At 63.5% G+C, this 18,005-nt stretch carries 17 protein-coding genes and 2 tRNA genes; 10 read left to right on the top strand and 9 right to left on the bottom strand.

The features are described 5' to 3' along the window. The 5 genes from X773_RS0137795 to X773_RS52425 form a co-directional block, all read right to left on the bottom strand. The coding region (locus tag X773_RS0137795; protein WP_031211695.1) for a class I tRNA ligase family protein at positions 1-743 on the bottom strand (743 nt) is incomplete at its 3' end. A gap of 386 nt (positions 744-1,129) precedes the next feature. Then, positions 1,130-1,999 (bottom strand): PopZ family protein, encoded by an 870-nt coding sequence (locus X773_RS52410; protein WP_023676397.1) that lies wholly within the window; start codon positions 1,997-1,999, stop codon positions 1,130-1,132. 199 nt (positions 2,000-2,198) lie between these two features. After that, a complete protein-coding gene (locus X773_RS52415; protein ID WP_023676398.1) occupies positions 2,199-3,590 on the bottom strand; it encodes a TolC family outer membrane protein in 1,392 nt (463 codons plus the stop codon). Between the two features lie 186 nt (positions 3,591-3,776). Next, positions 3,777-4,445, bottom strand: a complete 669-nt coding sequence (locus X773_RS52420; RefSeq protein ID WP_023676399.1) for a protein-L-isoaspartate O-methyltransferase — start codon at positions 4,443-4,445, stop codon at positions 3,777-3,779. A gap of 89 nt (positions 4,446-4,534) precedes the next feature. Next, a tRNA-Cys gene (locus tag X773_RS52425) sits at positions 4,535-4,608 on the bottom strand. A gap of 217 nt (positions 4,609-4,825) precedes the next feature. Between X773_RS52425 and X773_RS76335 the strand changes: the two genes are divergently transcribed. Further along, positions 4,826-5,026, top strand: coding sequence for a hypothetical protein (locus X773_RS76335; RefSeq protein WP_156937330.1), 201 nt, complete (start codon positions 4,826-4,828; stop codon positions 5,024-5,026). Positions 5,027-5,090: 64 nt separating this feature from the next. Here X773_RS76335 and X773_RS52430 read toward each other — a convergent pair whose 3' ends face one another. After that, positions 5,091-5,351, bottom strand: coding sequence for a hypothetical protein (locus X773_RS52430; RefSeq protein ID WP_023676401.1), 261 nt, complete (start codon positions 5,349-5,351; stop codon positions 5,091-5,093). Positions 5,352-5,571: 220 nt separating this feature from the next. Between X773_RS52430 and X773_RS52435 the strand changes: the two genes are divergently transcribed. Next, positions 5,572-5,646, top strand: a tRNA-Asn gene (locus X773_RS52435). 511 nt (positions 5,647-6,157) lie between these two features. Here X773_RS52435 and X773_RS52440 read toward each other — a convergent pair. Then, the gene (locus X773_RS52440) at positions 6,158-7,051 is read right to left on the bottom strand and encodes a LysR family transcriptional regulator (RefSeq protein WP_023676402.1); all 894 of its coding nucleotides are present in this window, start codon (positions 7,049-7,051) and stop codon (positions 6,158-6,160) included. A gap of 180 nt (positions 7,052-7,231) precedes the next feature. On the opposite strand from X773_RS52440, the gene X773_RS52445 reads away from it, so the two are divergent. Further along, positions 7,232-7,882: a hydrolase gene (locus X773_RS52445; RefSeq protein WP_023676403.1), complete on the top strand. Its 651-nt coding sequence runs from the start codon at positions 7,232-7,234 to the stop codon at positions 7,880-7,882. Positions 7,883-8,315: 433 nt separating this feature from the next. On the opposite strand, the gene X773_RS52450 is transcribed toward X773_RS52445, so the two are convergent. Continuing rightward, positions 8,316-9,185: a LysR family transcriptional regulator gene (locus X773_RS52450; protein ID WP_023676404.1), complete on the bottom strand. Its 870-nt coding sequence runs from the start codon at positions 9,183-9,185 to the stop codon at positions 8,316-8,318. Positions 9,186-9,269: 84 nt separating this feature from the next. On the opposite strand from X773_RS52450, the gene X773_RS0137800 reads away from it, so the two are divergent. The 5 genes from X773_RS0137800 to X773_RS52470 all read left to right on the top strand — a co-directional run bounded on the left by X773_RS0137800 (position 9,270) and on the right by X773_RS52470 (position 15,393). Next, the gene (locus X773_RS0137800) at positions 9,270-10,343 is read left to right on the top strand and encodes an alkene reductase (protein ID WP_031211698.1); all 1,074 of its coding nucleotides are present in this window, start codon (positions 9,270-9,272) and stop codon (positions 10,341-10,343) included. A 128-nt stretch (positions 10,344-10,471) separates the two neighbouring features. Continuing rightward, the gene (locus X773_RS52455) at positions 10,472-11,452 is read left to right on the top strand and encodes an NADP-dependent oxidoreductase (protein WP_023676405.1); all 981 of its coding nucleotides are present in this window, start codon (positions 10,472-10,474) and stop codon (positions 11,450-11,452) included. A 250-nt stretch (positions 11,453-11,702) separates the two neighbouring features. After that, complete coding sequence (locus X773_RS52460; RefSeq protein WP_023676406.1) at positions 11,703-12,188, top strand: (2Fe-2S)-binding protein; 486 nt, start codon at positions 11,703-11,705, stop codon at positions 12,186-12,188. Further along, positions 12,185-13,174 carry a xanthine dehydrogenase family protein subunit M gene (locus tag X773_RS52465; RefSeq protein ID WP_023676407.1) on the top strand — a complete coding sequence of 330 codons (990 nt, stop codon included), beginning with the start codon at positions 12,185-12,187 and terminating at the stop codon, positions 13,172-13,174. Before X773_RS52460 ends, X773_RS52465 begins: the two co-directional genes overlap by 4 nt. Beyond that, positions 13,171-15,393 (top strand): xanthine dehydrogenase family protein molybdopterin-binding subunit, encoded by a 2,223-nt coding sequence (locus X773_RS52470; protein ID WP_023676408.1) that lies wholly within the window; start codon positions 13,171-13,173, stop codon positions 15,391-15,393. The genes X773_RS52465 and X773_RS52470 overlap by 4 nt, the downstream gene beginning before the upstream one ends. Here X773_RS52470 and X773_RS52475 read toward each other — a convergent pair. Beyond that, positions 15,371-16,570 carry an amidohydrolase gene (locus X773_RS52475; RefSeq protein WP_023676409.1) on the bottom strand — a complete coding sequence of 400 codons (1,200 nt, stop codon included), beginning with the start codon at positions 16,568-16,570 and terminating at the stop codon, positions 15,371-15,373. The two genes, X773_RS52470 and X773_RS52475, sit on opposite strands and share 23 nt — an antisense overlap. Positions 16,571-16,654: 84 nt before the next feature. Between X773_RS52475 and X773_RS52480 the strand changes: the two genes are divergently transcribed. Both X773_RS52480 and X773_RS52485 read left to right on the top strand, forming a co-directional pair. Further along, positions 16,655-17,485 carry an AraC family transcriptional regulator gene (locus tag X773_RS52480; RefSeq protein ID WP_023676410.1) on the top strand — a complete coding sequence of 277 codons (831 nt, stop codon included), beginning with the start codon at positions 16,655-16,657 and terminating at the stop codon, positions 17,483-17,485. Positions 17,486-17,555: 70 nt separating this feature from the next. Then, on the top strand, positions 17,556-17,987 hold the full coding sequence (locus X773_RS52485) for a cupin domain-containing protein (RefSeq protein ID WP_023676411.1): 432 nt from the start codon (positions 17,556-17,558) through the stop codon (positions 17,985-17,987). The last annotated feature ends 18 nt before the right edge of the window (positions 17,988-18,005 follow it).

An 18,005-nucleotide genomic window follows, 5' to 3' on the forward strand; every position in this document is an offset into this window, starting at 1 on the left:
AGATGCCGGAAACGCTCGTCGTCGGGGTGGACTGCGACAGCCGTATCGCCCAGCATCGTCTCCGGCCGGGTCGTCGCAACGGTGATGAAGGTCTTCGGATTTTCCGGATCGAAGGTCATGCCTTCGACCGGATAGCGGAAGTGCCAGAGGTTGCCGTTGACTTCCTGCTGCTCGACCTCGAGATCCGAGATGGCGGTCAACAGCTTCGGGTCCCAGTTCACAAGGCGCTTGTCCTTGTAGATCAGCCCTTCCTTGTAGAGCGTCACGAACACTTCGAGCACGGCCTTGGATAGGCCCTCGTCCATGGTGAAGCGCTCCCGGCTCCAGTCGGCCGAGGCCCCGAGCCGCTTCAGCTGGTTGAGGATGGCGCCGCCGGACTCGGCCTTCCACTCCCACACCTTGTCGATGAACTCATCGCGCGTCAGGTCGCGGCGGTGGATCTGCTTTTCCATAAGCTGGCGCTCTACCACCATCTGCGTGGCGATGCCGGCATGGTCCATGCCTGGTTGCCAAAGAACGTTCTTGCCGCGCATTCGCTCGAAGCGCACCAGAATGTCCTGCAGCGTGTTGTTGAGCGCATGACCCATATGCAGCGAGCCGGTGACATTCGGCGGCGGGATGACGATGGTGAAGGCTTCAGCCCCCTCCTCGGCCCCGGCGCCGGCCCGAAAGGCGTCGGCCTCTTCCCAGATCCTGGCAATCTTCGGCTCGACGGCTTTGGCGTCGTAGGTCTTTTCGAGCATGGGAAAACGGTCCGCGCTGTCCGGAATTTGTGGTCCGGTGTAAATCGGAAGGTTGTTGCCAAGTCAACCGCAAGGGCATGGCCGATAGATAGCGCCGGGATAGTTCGGTGCAACTCGCGGAACTGAATGTTGCACGGCAATCGCTTCAGGTTTGCGCTGCCCCTCATTGCCCTGCCGGGCATTTCTCCCCGTATAGTGACGGGGAGAAAGACGCCTGTACTGAAGCTCTCGCCAATCACGAACGTTGCGGAAAAGGCGCCTAAATTGCGGTCAACCCCTTCTCCCCGTCACTATACGGAGAGAAGGTGCCGGCAGGCGGATGAGGGGCAGCGCCGACTTCGACAATTCGCCGGTCGAGCGCCGCCCCTTGGCGGCTCTCCGAATTGCTACTGCGCGCCGCGCGCGACGCGCTCGATTTCCTCGCGCACCAGCCGCTCGACCAGCGTCGGCAGGTTGTTGTCCAGCCAGTCCTGCAGCATGGGCCGCAGCATCTCCTCGGCCATCTCGTCGAAGGTCTTCTTGCTGCGGCTGGCAAACGCGTCGGAAAGCTCGCCGAAGGCGGCGGCAACCTGCCGGCCCGTATGCTCCGAAAGGATTGCCGGACGTGCGGGCGGCGCCTCGCTGGCCGCCGGACGCGCCAATCCGATTTTCGAAGATTCCGGGCCGGTTTTCGAAGGCTCCGGGCCGCTTCCCGAAGGCTCCGGCCCAATTTCCGAAGGCTCCGGCACAGGTCCAGCAGTCGCCTCGTTCTCGAAAACCTCGGCTTTCGGCTCGGCGTCCGGCGTCCGGAGTGGCTCGGCGCGCTCCGGCTTGGCCATCGCGTCGCCGACCGCGGCGATCTCGCGCCGCCAATCGGCAATGATGGTGTCGGTCGTCTCGGCAGCCTTGGCTGTCGCAGGCCGATCCGGCTTTGCGGGCGGTTCGGGAGCGGTGTTCACCTCAGCCAGCGTCACCGCTGCCTTTACCGGGCCGGCGCGCAGCGGCGTTTCCAGGCGCTCAATGACCGGCGCGGCCGTTGGCTGCACCTCGGCCCGCGTGGCCGGCTTGGCGATCTCCAGTCCGCCGCGCAGTTCGGAGCGGAACGCATCCCCCTCCGCTGCCCGTCCGGCTGCCGGCGCCGGTTGCAGATCCTGGCGCAGCTCGTCCGCGTCGCCCGGCTGCTTGCGGCCGGTATCGCTGTCCTCGATGATCCTTCTGATGGAAGCCAGTATTTCTTCCATGGAAGGTTCGCGCTGTACGCTGCTTGCCGTCGCCATCGTCACATCCGCCGCCCTTGTGACTCGTTCTCAGATTTCCTGTCCGGCAATGCCGGATTCGAATCATGGCAACAGCGTAACCGACGGAACGGCTTGCGAGAATCCCCAATCTGGCGACATCTCGGATTTCAACAGATTAGGGTCGGGAGTTGAAAGCCCGCGCGTCGTTCGAGCGCGGGCTGAAAACACGGCTTGGCGATCAGCGGCCGTCCGGCGTGCGCAGGCCGATCCACTTGTCCTTGACGGCGTTGTAATGCTCTTCGGGCCTGTACTTCGTCACGTTGAGCGCAAGGCGGTCTGCCGACAAATGGCCAACCGCCGAGAGGATGGCATAGCTCGCCACCACCACGTCGCGTTCGGCGCTGACAAGATTGATCTTGGCAGTGATGAGGGTCGCCTGCGCGTTGAGCACGTCGAGCGTGGTGCGCTGGCCGACATTGCGCTCTTCGATGACGCCGTTCAGGGCAAGCTGCGCGGCGGCGACCACCTGCCGGTTGGCCGTGACGCTTTGCTGCGCGGCGGTGTATTGCGACCATGCCGAGGTAACGGCCTGGCGCACCTGGTCGCGACTCACGTCGACTTCGATCCGCGCCTGGCTGAGCGATTCCTTGTTCTGGCGCACGGTCGCCGAGGTCCGTCCGCCGGAATAGATCGGCACGGTCAGTGTCGCGCCGATGTTCGCCGACGTCCTTGTGCCATCCTGCGATGCCCCAAGGACGCCCGGAACCGTGTTGCGATAGTCGCCGGAAACGCCGGCGCTAGCCGAAAGCTGCGGCAGCAGCGCGCCTTCGGCCGATTTAACCGAAAACGCCGCCGCGTCGACCAGGTGCTCGGTGGCGAGGATGGCCGGATGTTCGGCCGATGCGATCGCGATCGCTGCATCGAGGCTCGACGGCAACAGCTTCGACAGCGGCGAAGCCGGCCTGAGCCTGCCCGGCTCGTCGCCGACGATCTGGCGATAGGTCGCAGCGCTTGCCAGCGCCGTCGCGCGGGCGGCGCTCAACTGCGCCACCGCGGAGGCACGCTGCGCGTCGGCTTGCGCGACGTCGGTGCGCGTACCTTCGCCGACCTCGAAGCGCGAACGCGCCGCACGCGCCTGCTCGGTCAGGAACTGCAGGTTCTGTTCGGTCAGCACCGCGATCTGGCGGTCGCGGATGACGTCCATATAGGCACTTGCCGCGTTGAAAAGGGTGTTTTCTTCGGTGTTGCGCAGGCTCTCGACCGAGGCGCTGACCCGCGCTTCGGCGGCCGCGACGTTGTTCCTGGTCTGAAAGCCGTCGAACAGGGTTTGATTGATCTGGACGCCAAAGTTGCCGGTAGTTATGCGCGCGGTTCGACTAGTACCATTGATATGGGTGCTGGTGTAGTCGATGTCCGCGGAACCGGTGATGGTCGGGCGCCAGCCGGACTTTGCGATTGCAACGCCCTCGTCGGTGACGCGAACGCCGGCGCGTGTCGAATTGAGCGAGGAATTGTTTTGGTAGGCCTTTGAAAGGGCCCCGAGAATGGTTTCGGCCGAGGCGGCCATTGGAGACAGCGCTGTCGCCGAAACGAGGACAGCGGTAAAAAGCAACTTGCGTACAGACGGCACGTTATATTCCCTCATTCGTTTTGCACGGGAACTGCGCCACGCTGGCTTCTCCTTCTGATCAGCCGGCGCCGCGTTTTTTATCGTTCCCCCGCTGAAAGCCCCCAGAAACGCCCGGTTATGCAGATCAGCAACGATTGTTCAAACGCAAGCGATCATGACAGAGCCTTCGCTGCAAGGCAAAATCACTCAGAATTCGAAGGCGGGAATGCGTTCGAATCCCGGTAGTGGCTTAATTGCCGCATTAAATGCGCGTCTTCCCGTTACAACCCCTCCAGTCTTAAAAAAAAGCCGGGCTACGCCCGAATTGCCCTGCCCCTCCACGGCGACGAGTCGGCCGCCTTCGGCAAGCTGGTCGAACAGCGCCGCCGGCACCTCCCCGACGCTGCCGCCGATCAGGATCACGTCGTAAGGTGCCTTGGCGGCATGGCCTTGCGGCAGCGGCCCGTGGACCACGGTGACATTGCCGCAACCCAGCGCCGCAAGCATCGAAGTGGCGGTCTCGGCCAGCGCCGGATCGCTTTCCAGCGCCACCACGGACCTTGCCAGCCGCGACAGGATCGCCGCCGCATAGCCGGTGCCGCAGCCGACATCGAGTGCCGAATCGCTTGGGCCGATATCGCCCAGTTGCATAAGCTTGGCCAATGGCGACGGCTCCATCAGATAGCGCGGGCCATCGGCCGTATCGGCGATGCGGATGTCCTCGTCGATATAGGCAAGGTCACGCTGGCCGGCGCCGACAAAGGCCTCGCGCGGCACGACAAGCATCGCCTCGAGCAGCGGTGCGCTGGTCACGTCGGTGGTGCGGATCTGGCCGTCGACCATCTTCACCCGGCGTTCGGCAAAATCAGCGCTCATGTTCCAACCATCCGCTTGCCGCGCAAAGGCCGCGGCTGTTTCGACCGGAACTGAAGCCCCCTGGCGCTGACGCGCGGGAGCTCGGGCATTGGAGGCCTCGCCCGGAATCGAACCGGGGTGCAAGGATTTGCAGTCCTCTGCGTAACCACTCCGCCACGAGGCCTCATTGCTCCCGGCGTTCCACCCGGCTCCAATAGGTTGCGGCGAAAATGCCGTCAAGCGGCCACCATGCATTCCCAACGTTTCCTCGACATTCCATGCCCTGCCTTATCAACGCAATGCTCATGTTAGCAATAACATATTAGCTTATCGTTAAGCATGATTCTGGGCGACGGGAACCCGAAACCGGCGGCCACGTTGGGCAAAGAGGAGGCTCCGCCATGCGTCGAGCAGCTACGAAGGACGGCACGTCGCGCGGATTGTCGCAGTCTGCAGAGCTTGTGCGCTATGCCATCGACCGCCTCAGCATAGAAGGCGCAAACAGCCTGCCGCCGCGCGACCGGGCGCGGCTGGCATCGGCTACCGCCGTTCTCAAGGAGCTTTGCGAACGCCTGGAAAGCTGTTTCGACCAGCCTCGGTGAGGCCTGGACGGACCACGCCGCTCTCCGACATTTTGCCGGATACCGGCCTGTCAGCAGGGCAGTCTCAATCCGGCCGGCGCCGTCGCTCCCACCAGACGACGAAGCGGCGCCGGTGACGGCGCACCAATGCGAATTCGTAGGAGAGCACCAGCAATCCGATCGGCACCATCCAGAAACCCAGGATCGGCAGGAAGCCGAGAATGCCGCCGATGATCAGCACGACGCCGATCGCAATCCTGAGGCCGCGCGAGCGCGGCATGGTGAACTGGCGGCCGAAGACCGAGATTTTCCGGGCCGGTGGCTGTTCGTCGCTCATTGCCGTCATGTGAAATGTCGATCCGTTTGCATCAGTAGCACCATCAGCCGGAGAAAGCCGCAACGGCCTTTTCTGTTCCTTGACAGGCGAAAGACAGCTCATATGAGGGCGCTCGCCGGCCATTGCCAGCAAGCCTCGCGCCAAAAAGCATCGAAAAAATGCGAAATGCTTCTTTGCAAAGCCGAAACGGGTTTGCTATAGGCTGCCCCACTCACGCAAGAGCCTCTGTTCCCCGGTAGCTCAGTGGTAGAGCAACCGGCTGTTAACCGGTTGGTCGCTGGTTCGAATCCGGCCCGGGGAGCCACCGCCTCTTCTACGCCATAGCGCGATATTGCGCGCCAGCGTGCAATTTCTCCCTACGCGTCGATCTCCATAGTCCTGCCTCCAGAGTGTCAGAGCATCGAGGACCGATGAAATCAGGCGTAGAATAGCAGGGCTCGCCCGCCCACGCCTATTCGGCGGCTACCGCGCGGAAATACTGATGACCGGCGGCTTCGCGCCCGAGTGCGCCGTTCAGTTCGCCGCGGCGGCGTCCGAACGTTGCCGCCCGTTATTACTTGCCGTCGCTGCCTCAACGACAGCAGCTTACAGACGGGCGCGAGGTGTTCGTGGACGGCGGATTGCATAGCTTTGAGCCTGCGCGCGCGAGGCGTCGCTGGGACAAAGCGGAGAGGCCTCGCGCCAGATCTGCACAGGCAAGATCTCAACGCCTACTCGGTTGAACATGATCCGCGTGGACGTCGCGCCTGCGGCGTTGCCTGGAGAATTTACCCCCGTGCCTCCTGCCGGTGGGGAGGCTTCGCACCGTTCGTGTCCTAGTTGTCAAGACCCCAAAGATCCGTGTTCCGTTTGAAGTACTCAATTAGCATCTCGGTGAGCACCCGCACTTTCCGCGTGGGATGCTGACCCGGCGGTCGGACGACATACGCGGCCCCTGGAGGTACCGGATAGCGTGTCATGATCGGGACCAGCGCGCCGGAGGCCACATATTCATGTGTGATGCAATCGGGGAGCCAGGCGATGCCGAGACCTGCCGCCGCCGCGGCGGCAAGCGCCGTGGCGCTATCGGCCTTGAACCTGCCCTGCGGCTGGACCGTAACAATCTTGCTGCCATTTATGAACTGCCAGGCTTCCGTTCCCTGCATGAGGGCCTGATGGGTGACGAGTTCGTCCAGAGTCTCGGGTGACCCGTGCACCTCGATATAATCCGGGCTTGCGACAAGCTTTCCATGGATCGGCCCGACGCGCTTCGCGATCAGGTTGGAGTCTTGAAGGTAGGCGCCCCGGATCGCGCAATCGAAACCTTCTGCGATGAGATCGACGAAGCGATCGCTGTAGGAAGTATGGATGTGAAGCTTCGGGTGCAGACGCGCCATTTCCGCGAGCACGGGGGCGAAGTGGGTCGCGCCGAAAGTAAGCGGCATGGCAACCCTCAGGCGGCCGCGCAGCTCACCGGTGGGGAGGATCGTTTCCCGAGCCGTATCGATCTCTGCGCTGGCCCGGGCCGCATGGTCTCTGAACGCGATTCCCGCTTCGGTGAGCGCGGCGCCGCGGGTCGTTCGTGCAAGAAGCTGGACGCCAAGTTCCGCTTCAACCCGAAAGAGCCGCCGACTGACGATTGACTTGGAGACGCCGAGCCGGCGCGCGGCGGCCGATACGCCCCCTGCATCGGCCACTGCGACGAATGTCTGTAGATCTTCGATGTCCAATTCAGCGTTCCTCATTTCGCGACACAGCTTGCCTGATTATGGCACTACTGCATCACCAAAAGGAACGGCAAATTGCGTCAAGGCAACGTCGCCCGCTGGCGCATGTCTCCCGTGAACCCATTGCCGTCCATAGCGGCAGAGAAAGATTGCCGTCCATGGCGGCAGAGAAAGGAAGTCTTGATGACCCCTCGCAACGGCCTTGATTCGCTTCTTCGTCCTGAAGACTCGGTACTCGTTCTGATCGACCACCAGCCTTACCAACTCGCGAACCTGAACAGCCACGATCCGCAAGCTGTGGTCAACAACGCGACCGCGCTGGCGAAGCTAGCAAAAGCCTTCAATGTTCCGACCATTCTCACCAGCGTGATCGCGGGTCGTGGCGGCATCCTCTTCAAGCAGATCACTGACGTCTTCCCGGGGCAGGAAGTGATCGACCGGACTTGGGTGAACGCCTGGCAGGACGAGAAGGTGGTGGACGTGGTCAAGGCGACCGGCCGCAAACAACTGATTATCGCCGGCCTTTGGACCGAAGTCTGCGTCGCGATGCCTGTCATCCAAGCCCTCGGCGAAGGCTGGGACGTGTCCGTGATCACCGATGCGTCGGGCGGCGTTTCGACCGAGTCCCACCAGATCGCCATCCAGCGGATGATCGCGGCTGGCGCAAACATGATGACCGTGATGGCGCTCGCTGGCGAATGGCAGCGCGACTGGGCGCGCACCGAGCATGTCGAAGAGCTGACCGAGATTCTCATCCAGCACTTCGGCGGCAGCGGCATCGCCTTCCTGTGGGAGCAACAACTCCTCAAGACGCCTGTGCCGAGCGAAGGCTGATTCGGGCCGGGATGGCGAGCATTTCGGTGAGGGTCGGAATCGATCCGTTTGCCGGCCCTCGCCATCTCACCTCACAGGGAAGCCTTGTGATGCCGAACCCACCTTCACGAGCAGTCGCTCGTCGCACATCCTGGATAGATAGCATCGGGGATGCCGATGGCCGTGAGTTCAGCCGTGCGCACCTCGCCCCGCCCTCGCGGTAGAGCGATGGCCCGCTCCCTGAGCGTCGGTGTCGGCCCGCCGGCGAGGCGTAGGGCTTCTGCGCCGTCCGGTCACGTTTGCGCATTTTTGGCGACTCTGGTGCATTCTGGTGTAGGGGTATGGCAAATTCGTATTTCTCAGCTTCATCGACTCCGGCGAGCCACCGTCTTTTCGACGCTAAGGCGCGATGCAGCGCGCCGCCGTCCGACTTTTCTCCGCGTAACGATCTGGGTCAAGTTTCCACCAGCCTGGCGGACAGGAATTCGATGAAGCGCTGGGCCTTGGCTGGAATGAGGCGAGTTTCGGTGACGGCGTGAATGCTGACCGACGATCCCTGCCATTCGGGCAGGACACGCCGGAGCCTGCCCGAGGCCAAATCTTCGGCGACGATCTTCTCGGCAAGCAGGGCGATGCCCTGGTGGTTGACCGCCAGGGCGCGGATCATCCCGACGCTGTTGACTGTGAAGCGGCCTCCAACCTCGACGTCGACCTTGTTCATCCCCTGATGCAAGGTCCAGATCTTCGGCATGCAGATGCATTCATGCTCCGCCAGATCCGCTGGTGTCGCTGGCTCGTCGGACGCTTCGATGTAGCCAGGAGACGCATAGAGGTGGCGCGCGTGGCGCCCGATCAGGCGAGCGATCAGGCTGGAGTCTTCCAGCTCGCCGATGCGGATCGCTACATCGAACGGCTCGGCCACCAAATCGACGCGGCGCGGGGTCAGGTCGAACTCGAAAGTGATGCCGGGATAGTGCCGCGCGAAATCGACGATGATCGGCGTCAGGTAAAGCGTGGCGAAGTCGACCGGGAGCGAGACCCGCAGGACACCGCTCGGCTGCTCCAGCATCGCGCCGAGCTGCTCGTGTGCGAGCCGTGCCTCGTCGACGATGCGCTTGCTTCGTTCGTAATAGAGCTGGCCGGCCTCGGTGAGCTCGATCTTGCGCGTCGTTCGATGCAGAAGCCTCAGGCCGATCGCCTTCTCCAGCGCGCTGATACGTCGCGACAGAGTCGAGTTGGGCATGCCCAGAGCCTCAGCCGCCTTCCGGAAGCTCCTCGCTCTCGCCACCTCCACGAACAGCGCCATGTCGTTCAAATGGCTCACGCTATTGCTCCATATTTGGAATATTGATTTCACTTTTGCCAGATTTATCCCGACATTGGAATAGTGGACAAGCGCTCCAGCAAAATGGAGATCCCAATGAGTCCCTTATTCACCCCTGTCCGCGTCGGCCGCTACACTCTGCCTAACCGCCTCGTCATGGCCCCGATGACCCGCAGCCGCGCCGCCTTCGACGGTACGCCGGGCGAGCTGGCCACCGAATATTATTCCCAGCGCGCCGGCGTCGGCCTGATCGTCACCGAAGGCACCCAGCCCTCTGATGACGGCCAGGGCTATCTCACCACACCGGGCATCTACACGCCTGCCCATGTCGCCGGCTGGCGGAAGATCGCTTCCGCCGTGCACGACAAGGGCGGCCGCATCTTCATCCAGCTGATGCACGCCGGGCGCATGTCGCATCCCGACAATACGCTGCATCACCGCCAAGCCGTCGCGCCCTCCGCGATCGCGCCGGGGGCGGGTATGTTCACCATGACCGGGATGCAGGATATTCCCACGCCGCGCGCGCTGACGACCGAAGAGGTGCGCCAGACGGTCGACGATTTCCGCCATGCCGCGCGCTCGGCGGTCGAGGCCGGCGCCGACGGCATCGAGATTCACGGCGCGAACGCCTACCTGGTCCAGCAGTTCTTCGCGCCCAGCGCCAACACGCGCACGGACGAATATGGCGGGTCGATCGAGAAGCGAGCGCGCTTCGCCATCGAAGTCGCCACGGCGATCGCCGAGGAGATTGGCGCGGACCGCACCGCGATCCGCCTTTCACCCGGGACGACGATATGGGGGATCGACGAAGGCGCCGAAGGGCCGGACCTCTACCGCTATCTGGTCGCCGAACTCGACAAGCTCGGGCTCGCTTACGTGCACATCATGCACCAGGGCGACGAGGCGCTGCTGGCCGATATCCGCAAGCTCTGGCACCAATCGCTGATCCTCAATCGGCCAAGTCGTCCGCGTGACCAGATCGGCGCCGACGTAGATTCGGGGCTGGCCGATCAGGAGTCCTACGGCCAGATGGTCCTGGCCAATCCGGACTTTGTGGAACGGTTGAAGACCAATGCGGCGCTGAATGCGGCAGTCCAAGCCACTTTCTATGGTGGCACCGCCCTGGGCTACACCGACTATCTTGCTTTGAGCGCGTAAAGCGCAAGCAAGTAAATCCCCAAGCGCCAGCAGTCGAATAAGCATTTCTCACCCGATGTGTACTGCATAATTAGAAGTTCTTCTTGAGAGATTTCAAACTATATCGTCTAACAGGAAGGATAAACCTGATGAACCTACACAATGACTTCCAAAGTGCCCCCGGCCGGGCTGAACCGCTTGGCTCCGGCCGGGCCCTGCGTCTTCAAGCATATGGCGGCACAGAGAGCTTGAAGGTCGATTGGGTATCCGCCCCCGAGCCTGGTCCCGACCAATTGCTCGTCCAGGTCAAGGCTGCCGGAGTAAACGGAATCGACTGGAAAATCCGTGAAGGCTACGTCCGCGACAAGTTCAAGTTATCTTTGCCCGCGACGCTTGGCATCGAAATGGCGGGGGTCGTGCTGCGGACCGGCTCCAACGTCGAAGGCGTGAGGGTCGGAGACCGGGTCATGGCCGCGCTGGGGGGCCTGGGCGCTTATGCTGACCATTTGCTGATAAATGCCGAAAAACTCGTCGAGACGCCTGCAGTCCTGTCAGACATTGACGCGGCGGCAGTACCGGTGGCGGCGATGACGGCATGGCAAGTCCTTCAGGTCGCCGATTTCGACCTTCGGGGGCGGCGGGTGTTGATCCACGGCGCGGCTGGTGGGGTGGGCAGCTTCGCTGTCCAGTTCGCCAAGACGGCTGGAGCGACCGTCTATGCTACAGCCTCAACCAAGAGCGTGGCCCATGTCCAAGCCTTGGGCGCTGACGAAGTGATCGATTACCAGAAACAGAACTTCGAGCTTCTTGCGAGCGACATTGACCTTATCGTCGATCTTGTCGGGGGTCAGGTCTTGGACAAATCTTGGTCGGTCCTATCGCCTGGCGGCGTCCTGGCCAGCATCGCTGCAACTGATGTGGTTTCGCGCGCCCCGGCAGGCCGTCGTGGCATCTGGTTGTCAGTCAAACCTGACACCGCGCGCCTAGCCACAATCGCTCAAGAGATCGCTGGCGGCTCGCTGCGGTCGACGATTGCAGAAGTGATCGGCTTCGACGATCTGGCATCCGCGATCGAGCGCAATCGCACCGGCCACGCTCCCGGAAAGATAGTCTTAGACCTCACCAGGTGACTTCAGCTCATGGTAATCGTCCCTAAAGGGGGACCGTCTGCATTCGGCTCATGTTGGGACGGCCGTGAACCACAGTTATGCAGGGCCTTTCCGCTCCGCCGCAAATCTCAAATGCGCGTTTTTTAGCCTTCCCTGACCGGCAGCGCCTTTTCACCGGAATCGACCGCCCTATTTTCGCCTCGACAGGTGGGTGGCTGCTTGCTGGACGAGTCCTTGCGGCGAGTACGGCATGTGCTTCGAGGTACCCCACATGAACTTCCACGATCGGCACCTATTGAGGTTGCGGGTGAACGGAGAGGATCACAGCCTTTCCGATCTCGATCCCCGCGTCACGCTGCTCGACCTGCTGCGCGAGCGGCTGCATCTGACCGGAACGAAAAAGGGATGCAATTTCGGCGAGTGCGGCGCCTGCACCGTGCATCTCGACGAACGGCGTGTGAATGCCTGCATGATACTTGCCGTGTCCTGCGAGGGACGCGAGGTCACGACGATCGAAGGCCTGGCAAACGGCGATGCGCTTCATCCCGTGCAGCAGGCGTTCATCGATCATGATGGTTTCCAGTGCGGATTCTGCACGCCCGGCCAGGTGATGTCGGCGGCGGCGCTGATCGAGGAGGGACACACCGGCTCCGATGCGGAGATCCGCGAATGGATGAGCGGCAATCTGTGTCGCTGCTCGGCCTATCCGCAAATCGTCGAGGCGGTGCGCTCAGCAGCCGGGAGGGCGAGCCAATGACCCCATTCGTCTATGCGCGCGCCGATAGCCTGGGCGAAACGATCGCAGCCGGTGCCGCGCCGGACAGCGCCTTTCTCGCCGGCGGCACCGAATTGCTCAACTGGCTGCGCCTTGGCATTGCCGAGCCGACCCGGATCATCGACATCTCCCGCCTCGACGGGCTGGATCAGGTCGAGGCACTGCCCGGCGGCGGCTTGACGATCGGCGCGCTGACGCATCTCAACGATGTCGCGCAGCATGCGCTGGTCATGCGCGACTATCCGGTGTTGAGCCAGGCGATCCTCAACGCCGCATCGCCGCAGCTGAGAAACCTAGCAACGATAGGCGGCAATCTTCTGCAGAAGACGCGCTGTGCCTATTTCCGTGCCGAAGAGCAGTTGCCATGCAACAAGCGTCAGCTCGGCTCCGGCTGCTCGGCATTGCATGGCATCAACGACAATCACGCGATATTCGGCTGGACCGAGGATTGCGTCGCCACCCAGCCATCCGACCCGGCGGTGGCGCTGGCAGCACTTGATGCGGTCATCGTCACCGCGCACCGCAGCGGCGGCCGGCGCATTCCGGCAGCGGAATTCCACCTGCTTCCCGACACGCGGCCCGAGGCAGACAATGTGTTGCAGCAAGGCGAACTGATCACGGCAATCGAGCTGCCGGCGCCGGCGCCGCGATCGGCTTACCTCAAGGTGCGCGAGCGCGAATCCTACGAATACGCCATCGTCTCTGCCGCCGCTGTGCTGGAGATGGACGGCCAAACCATCCGTCGGGCGGCCCTGGCGCTGGGGTCCGTCGCGCTGCGGCCGTGGCGGCTGAGCGCCGCCGAGGAGCAGCTCGCCGGTGCCGAAATCGGCGATCGCGAGGCGTTGAGCACCGCTATCGAGCAATCCTTCGCCGAAGCGCGTCCCTTGTCGCAGAACGCCTACAAGATCGAACTGGCCAAGACCGCCGCTTTGCGGGCGATCGAAAGAGCAGCGAGGATGCCGTCATGATGATCAGCCAGCCTGTTGCCCGCCCTGACGGCGGCGTCAAGGTGACCGGCCGCGCCCGCTATGCGGCCGACTATTTTGCCCCCGATCTGCTCCATGCGGTGCTGGTGACCGCGCCCGTTCCCGCCGGCCGCGTGACGTCGATCATGGTCGACGACGCGCTCGCCGAGGAAGGCGTCGTGCGTGTGCTCACGCATGAGGACATGCCCAAATTCGGCCGGTTCGCATCGCCGAGGGCCGAGCCGGATACGCAGATGCAGCAGGCCGAAGGCCCGCCGGCAGCGCAGAGCTTCATGCCCATGCAGGGCGACGAGATACGTCACGAGGGTCAGCCGCTTGCCATTGTGCTGGGCGAGACGCTGGAGGCAGCGGAGGCCGGTGCCCGCCGCGTCGCATTGCGCTACGAGTTCGCCGAGCCGGAATTGCCGGCACCGCCGGAGTGGACCGCCATCGACAAGGCTGCGGTCGTGCCGAGGGAGAGCGGCTTCCTGTTCCTGGAGCCGACGTTTACCAAGGGCGAGGTCGACCGCGGGCTTGCTGACGCTGCCGCCATGGTCGAAGCCGTCTACCTGCAGCCGTCGCGCCATCACAACGCCATGGAGCCCTCGGCGACGCTCGCCGAATGGAATGACGGAGAGCTGACGCTGCACGACGCCACGCAACACGTCTACGGTGTCCGCCAGGTGGTTGCCGCCCGCATGAATGTCCCGGCCGAGAAGGTCCGCGTGATTTCCCGCCATACCGGCGGCGGCTTCGGCGGCAAGGGCTGGATCTGGCCGCATCAGGTGCTGGCCGCCGCCGCCGCGCGCATCATGCAGCGCCCGGTCAGGCTGGCGCTCAGCCGCGCCAATGCCTATTCCTGCCTCGGGTATCAGCCGCGCATGGCACAGAAGATCGTGCTGGCGGCGGACAGGTCGGGCAAGCTGACGGCCGTGCAGCAGGACGTGGTCAACCTGACCACCGTGACCGACGATTTCGTCGAGTTCGCCACCGAAGCCTCGAAGGGTCTCTACGCCACGCCGGCCATGCGTCTCAGCCAGCGCGTGGAGCGCGCAAACGTCGCCATGCCGACGCCGCTGCGCGCGCCGGTCGAGGGTCCGGGCACCTGGGCGCTTGAAAGCGCGATGGACGAGCTCGCCCACCGCCTCGGCATCGATCCGCTCGACCTGCGTCTGATCAACCATGCGGACACGGATCCGGCCACCGGCCAGCCCTGGTCATCGAAGAAGCTGCGCGAGGCCTATGAGGAAGGCGCCCGCCTGTTCGGCTGGCGCGAGCGCCCGCGCAAGCCGCAACGCGACGGCGATTGGCTGATCGGCTACGGCATGGCAACCTGCAGCATGGGCTGTTTCCGCAACCCGACGCCTGCAGCCGAGGTCAGGCTGCACAGGGACGGCACGGTGCTCATCCGCACCGGCACCCAGGACATAGGGACCGGAACACTCACCATCTTTCCGCAGATCGCGGCCGACGTGCTGGGCCTGCCGATGGAGAAGATCGAGTTGGAAATGGGCGATACGCAGCTGCCGGAGGCGGGGCCGACCTATGGCTCGTCATCGACCATGGGGGTGGGCGCGGCGGTGCTTGCCGCCGCCGAAGATGCGCGTTCGCAGCTTGCCCGTCTTGCCAATCTGCTGCCGGACGAGGTGGAGATGCAGGACGGCAAGATTCGCCGCAAAGGCGCTGCCGGCGGTCAGACGATCGCCGACGTTATGAGCCATACCGACATCGGCGAGATCACCGGCTCCGGCTCGTTCGATCCGGCGCAGCATGGCAAAGGCCTCGCCATGCGCACTTTCGGCGCGATTTTCATGGAGGTCGGCGTCGATCCGGGGCTCGGCCTGCTCAGGCTTCGTCGCGCCGTCGGCAGCTACAGCGCCGGCCGCATCGTCAATCCCCGCACCGCACGCAGCCAGATGACGGGCGGCATCATCTGGGGCTGGGGCATGGCGGCAATGGAGCAGAGCAGGCACGAACCGGTGCTTGGCCGGTTCCTGTCGAAGAACCTTTCCGGGGTCGCCATTCCGGTCAACGCCGACATTCCCGGCGACATCATAATCCACTTCGTCGATGAGGTGGACGAGCATGCCAGCCCGATCGGCGGCAAAGGCATCGGCGAACTCGGCGCCACCGGCGTTGCCGCTGCTGTTGCCAACGCCGTCTTCGACGCCACAGGCAAGCGGATCCGGGAGTTGCCGATCACGCCGGAAAAACTGCTGTAGAAGGATCGGCCCGCGGAAGCGTCTGCTCGACGAGGTTGACGTAATAGCGCATTACCGTCGGCACGATCTCGTCGTTGAAGACGTAGCGGTCGCCGTGCAGGCTTTCGCCCGGGCCGACCTCGCCGGCGCCGATCCACGCATAACAGCCGCCGGCGTCGCGGATCATGAAAGCGAAATCCTCGCAGCCGAGACTGGGGCTGAACGCGGTCAAGACATTCTCCCGGCCGACGACGGAGGCGGCGGCCTCGACGGCGCGGGCCGTCGCATCCGCCGTATTGATCAGCGGCGGATAGCCCTTCCTGTAGTCGAGCCTGGCCTTGAGCGAATGCGCGGCGGCAATACCTTGTGCGATCTCGCCGATCAGCCTCTCGCAATGGTCGGAAAGGCCGTGCTCGAAGAAGCGGCAGGTGCCTTGCAGCCAGACCTTGCCCGGCACGATGTTGCCAACATTGCCGCCATGGATCTGCGTGATGCTGACGACAAGCGCGCTCTGCGGGTCGACCGAGCGGCTGACGATGCGCTGGACGGCTTGCACGAAGGCGCCCGCGGCCAGGATCGGGTCATCACCGAGCTGCGGCATGGCGGCATGAGCGCCAAGACCCTCGAAGGTCAGCTCGAAATTGTCGACGGCCGCCATTTGCGGCCCGACGCGGGCGGCGATCGCCCCCAGTCTGATGCCCGGCCAGTTGTGGACCGCATAGACTGCTTCGACCGGAAAGCGGTTGAACAGGCCGTCCTCGATCATGCGCATGCTGCCGCCTTCGTTTTCCTCGGCCGGCTGAAAAATGAAAGCGACGGTGCCGTCGAAGGTGCGCGATTGACTGAGCAGTTTGGCGGCGCCGAGCAGCATGACGGTGTGGCCGTCATGGCCGCAGGCGTGCATTACTCCTTCTTTCCTGGAGGCATAGGCCAAGCCGGTTTTCTCCAGCACCGGAAGCGCGTCGAGCTCGGCGCGAAGGCCGATGGCGCGTGCGCCGCCACCGCTGCGCAGGACACCGACGACGCCGGTGCCGCCGATCCCTTCATGCACCTCGTCGACGCCGAAGGAGCGCAGCTTCTCTGCAACGAAACGCGCCGTTTCGTATTCATTGAATGCGAGCTCCGGATTGGCATGGATATGGCGCCGCCAGCCTACGACCTCTGGTGTCAGCGCGGCGATGGGGTCATTATGCAACATGATGCCTCCTTTCCGCCGACAAAAAGCGGCTTGGTTTGCCAGCCATAGAAGGCCCGGCGAGAGGCGTCTTGAACCGGATTGACCATGGCAAGGACAAACGAAGCGGCAGAGACCGGGAAATACTGGCGCCATCCGTGCTTCCCCGACCTTGGCCTGTTCGAGGCGCGCTTCACCCGGCACCGCTACGACCTGCACACGCATCCGACCTATGTGATCGCCCTGATCACCTCTGGCTGCGAGCGCATTCGCATCGGCCGCAAAAGCGTTCTCGCTCCGGCAGGCACCATTGCCGTCGTCAATCCCGAGGAGTGGCATGACGGCGAACGCGGGGCGGATGAAGGCTGGGCCTACCGGACGTTTTATCCTTCGGTGCCGCTGATGACCGCGCTTGCCCGCGAACTCGGCCGCGACGGCGCTCCGGTGTTTTCGCGCGCGACGATCGAAGACAGCAGTCTCGCCGCAGCATTGACGGCAGCACACCAGGGCTCGACATCCCCGGACACAATGACGGCCGAGACGTCCCTGCTCGTGGCGCTGCGACGGCTGATCGTTCGGCATGGCGACTCGAGCGGACAGGCCGAAGAGATCGAAAGCTCCGGATCGCAGCGAAGATTTTCCCTCTACCGCGATCTTGTCGAAAGCGAGCTTGGCTCGCAGCTCGACCTCAAGCGGCTTGCCGGCGCGGCTGGCGTGACCCGGTTCCAGGTCATCCGCGACTTCAACAAGGTAATTAGCCTGACGCCGGCGGCCTATATCCGCGACCGGCGATTGCGCCGGGCGAGCGCGCTGATCGAACGGGGATTTGGCCTTGCCGATGCCGCCATCGCGGCAGGTTTCGCCGACCAGAGCCATCTGTCCCGTACATTCCGGGCCATGCATGGCATGACGCCAGGCATGTTCAGAAGAGCGGGATAAGACGCTCCTGAACAGACAAGCTTGCGCCTCAAAGCTTGCTGCGCAATGCTGACGCAGTTCGGGGGGAATCATGCGAAAAATCTTGGCGCCGACGCTGCTGCTCACGGCTGCACTGTTTGCAAACAGCGCCCAGGCGCTGGATGCCAGCGGCACGCCGGTCATCGTGACCCCGCTTGCCTCTCGCACCGAGACCGCGTCCGGCCAGCCGATCACGCTGCCGCAGAAGAACGTCCAGGTCCTGGTCTCGGCCTATCAGATCGCGCCGGGCGCGACCTTGCCGGTCCACAAGCATCCGTTTCCGCGCTATGCCTATGTTGAGGCCGGCACGCTTCAGGTCACCAACGTCGAGACCGGCAAGAGCAACACCTATCAAACAGGTGATTTCATCATCGAGATGATCGGGCAATGGCATCAGGCGACCAATGTCGGCGCCGATCCGGTCAAGCTGCTGGTCATCGACCAGGTCGAAGAAGGCACCAAGAACACGGTGTTGCGCCAGTAACTGCGGTCGTCGGGCACT

This window comes from Mesorhizobium sp. LSJC280B00 (assembly GCF_000502835.1).
Taxonomy (GTDB): domain Bacteria; phylum Pseudomonadota; class Alphaproteobacteria; order Rhizobiales; family Rhizobiaceae; genus Mesorhizobium.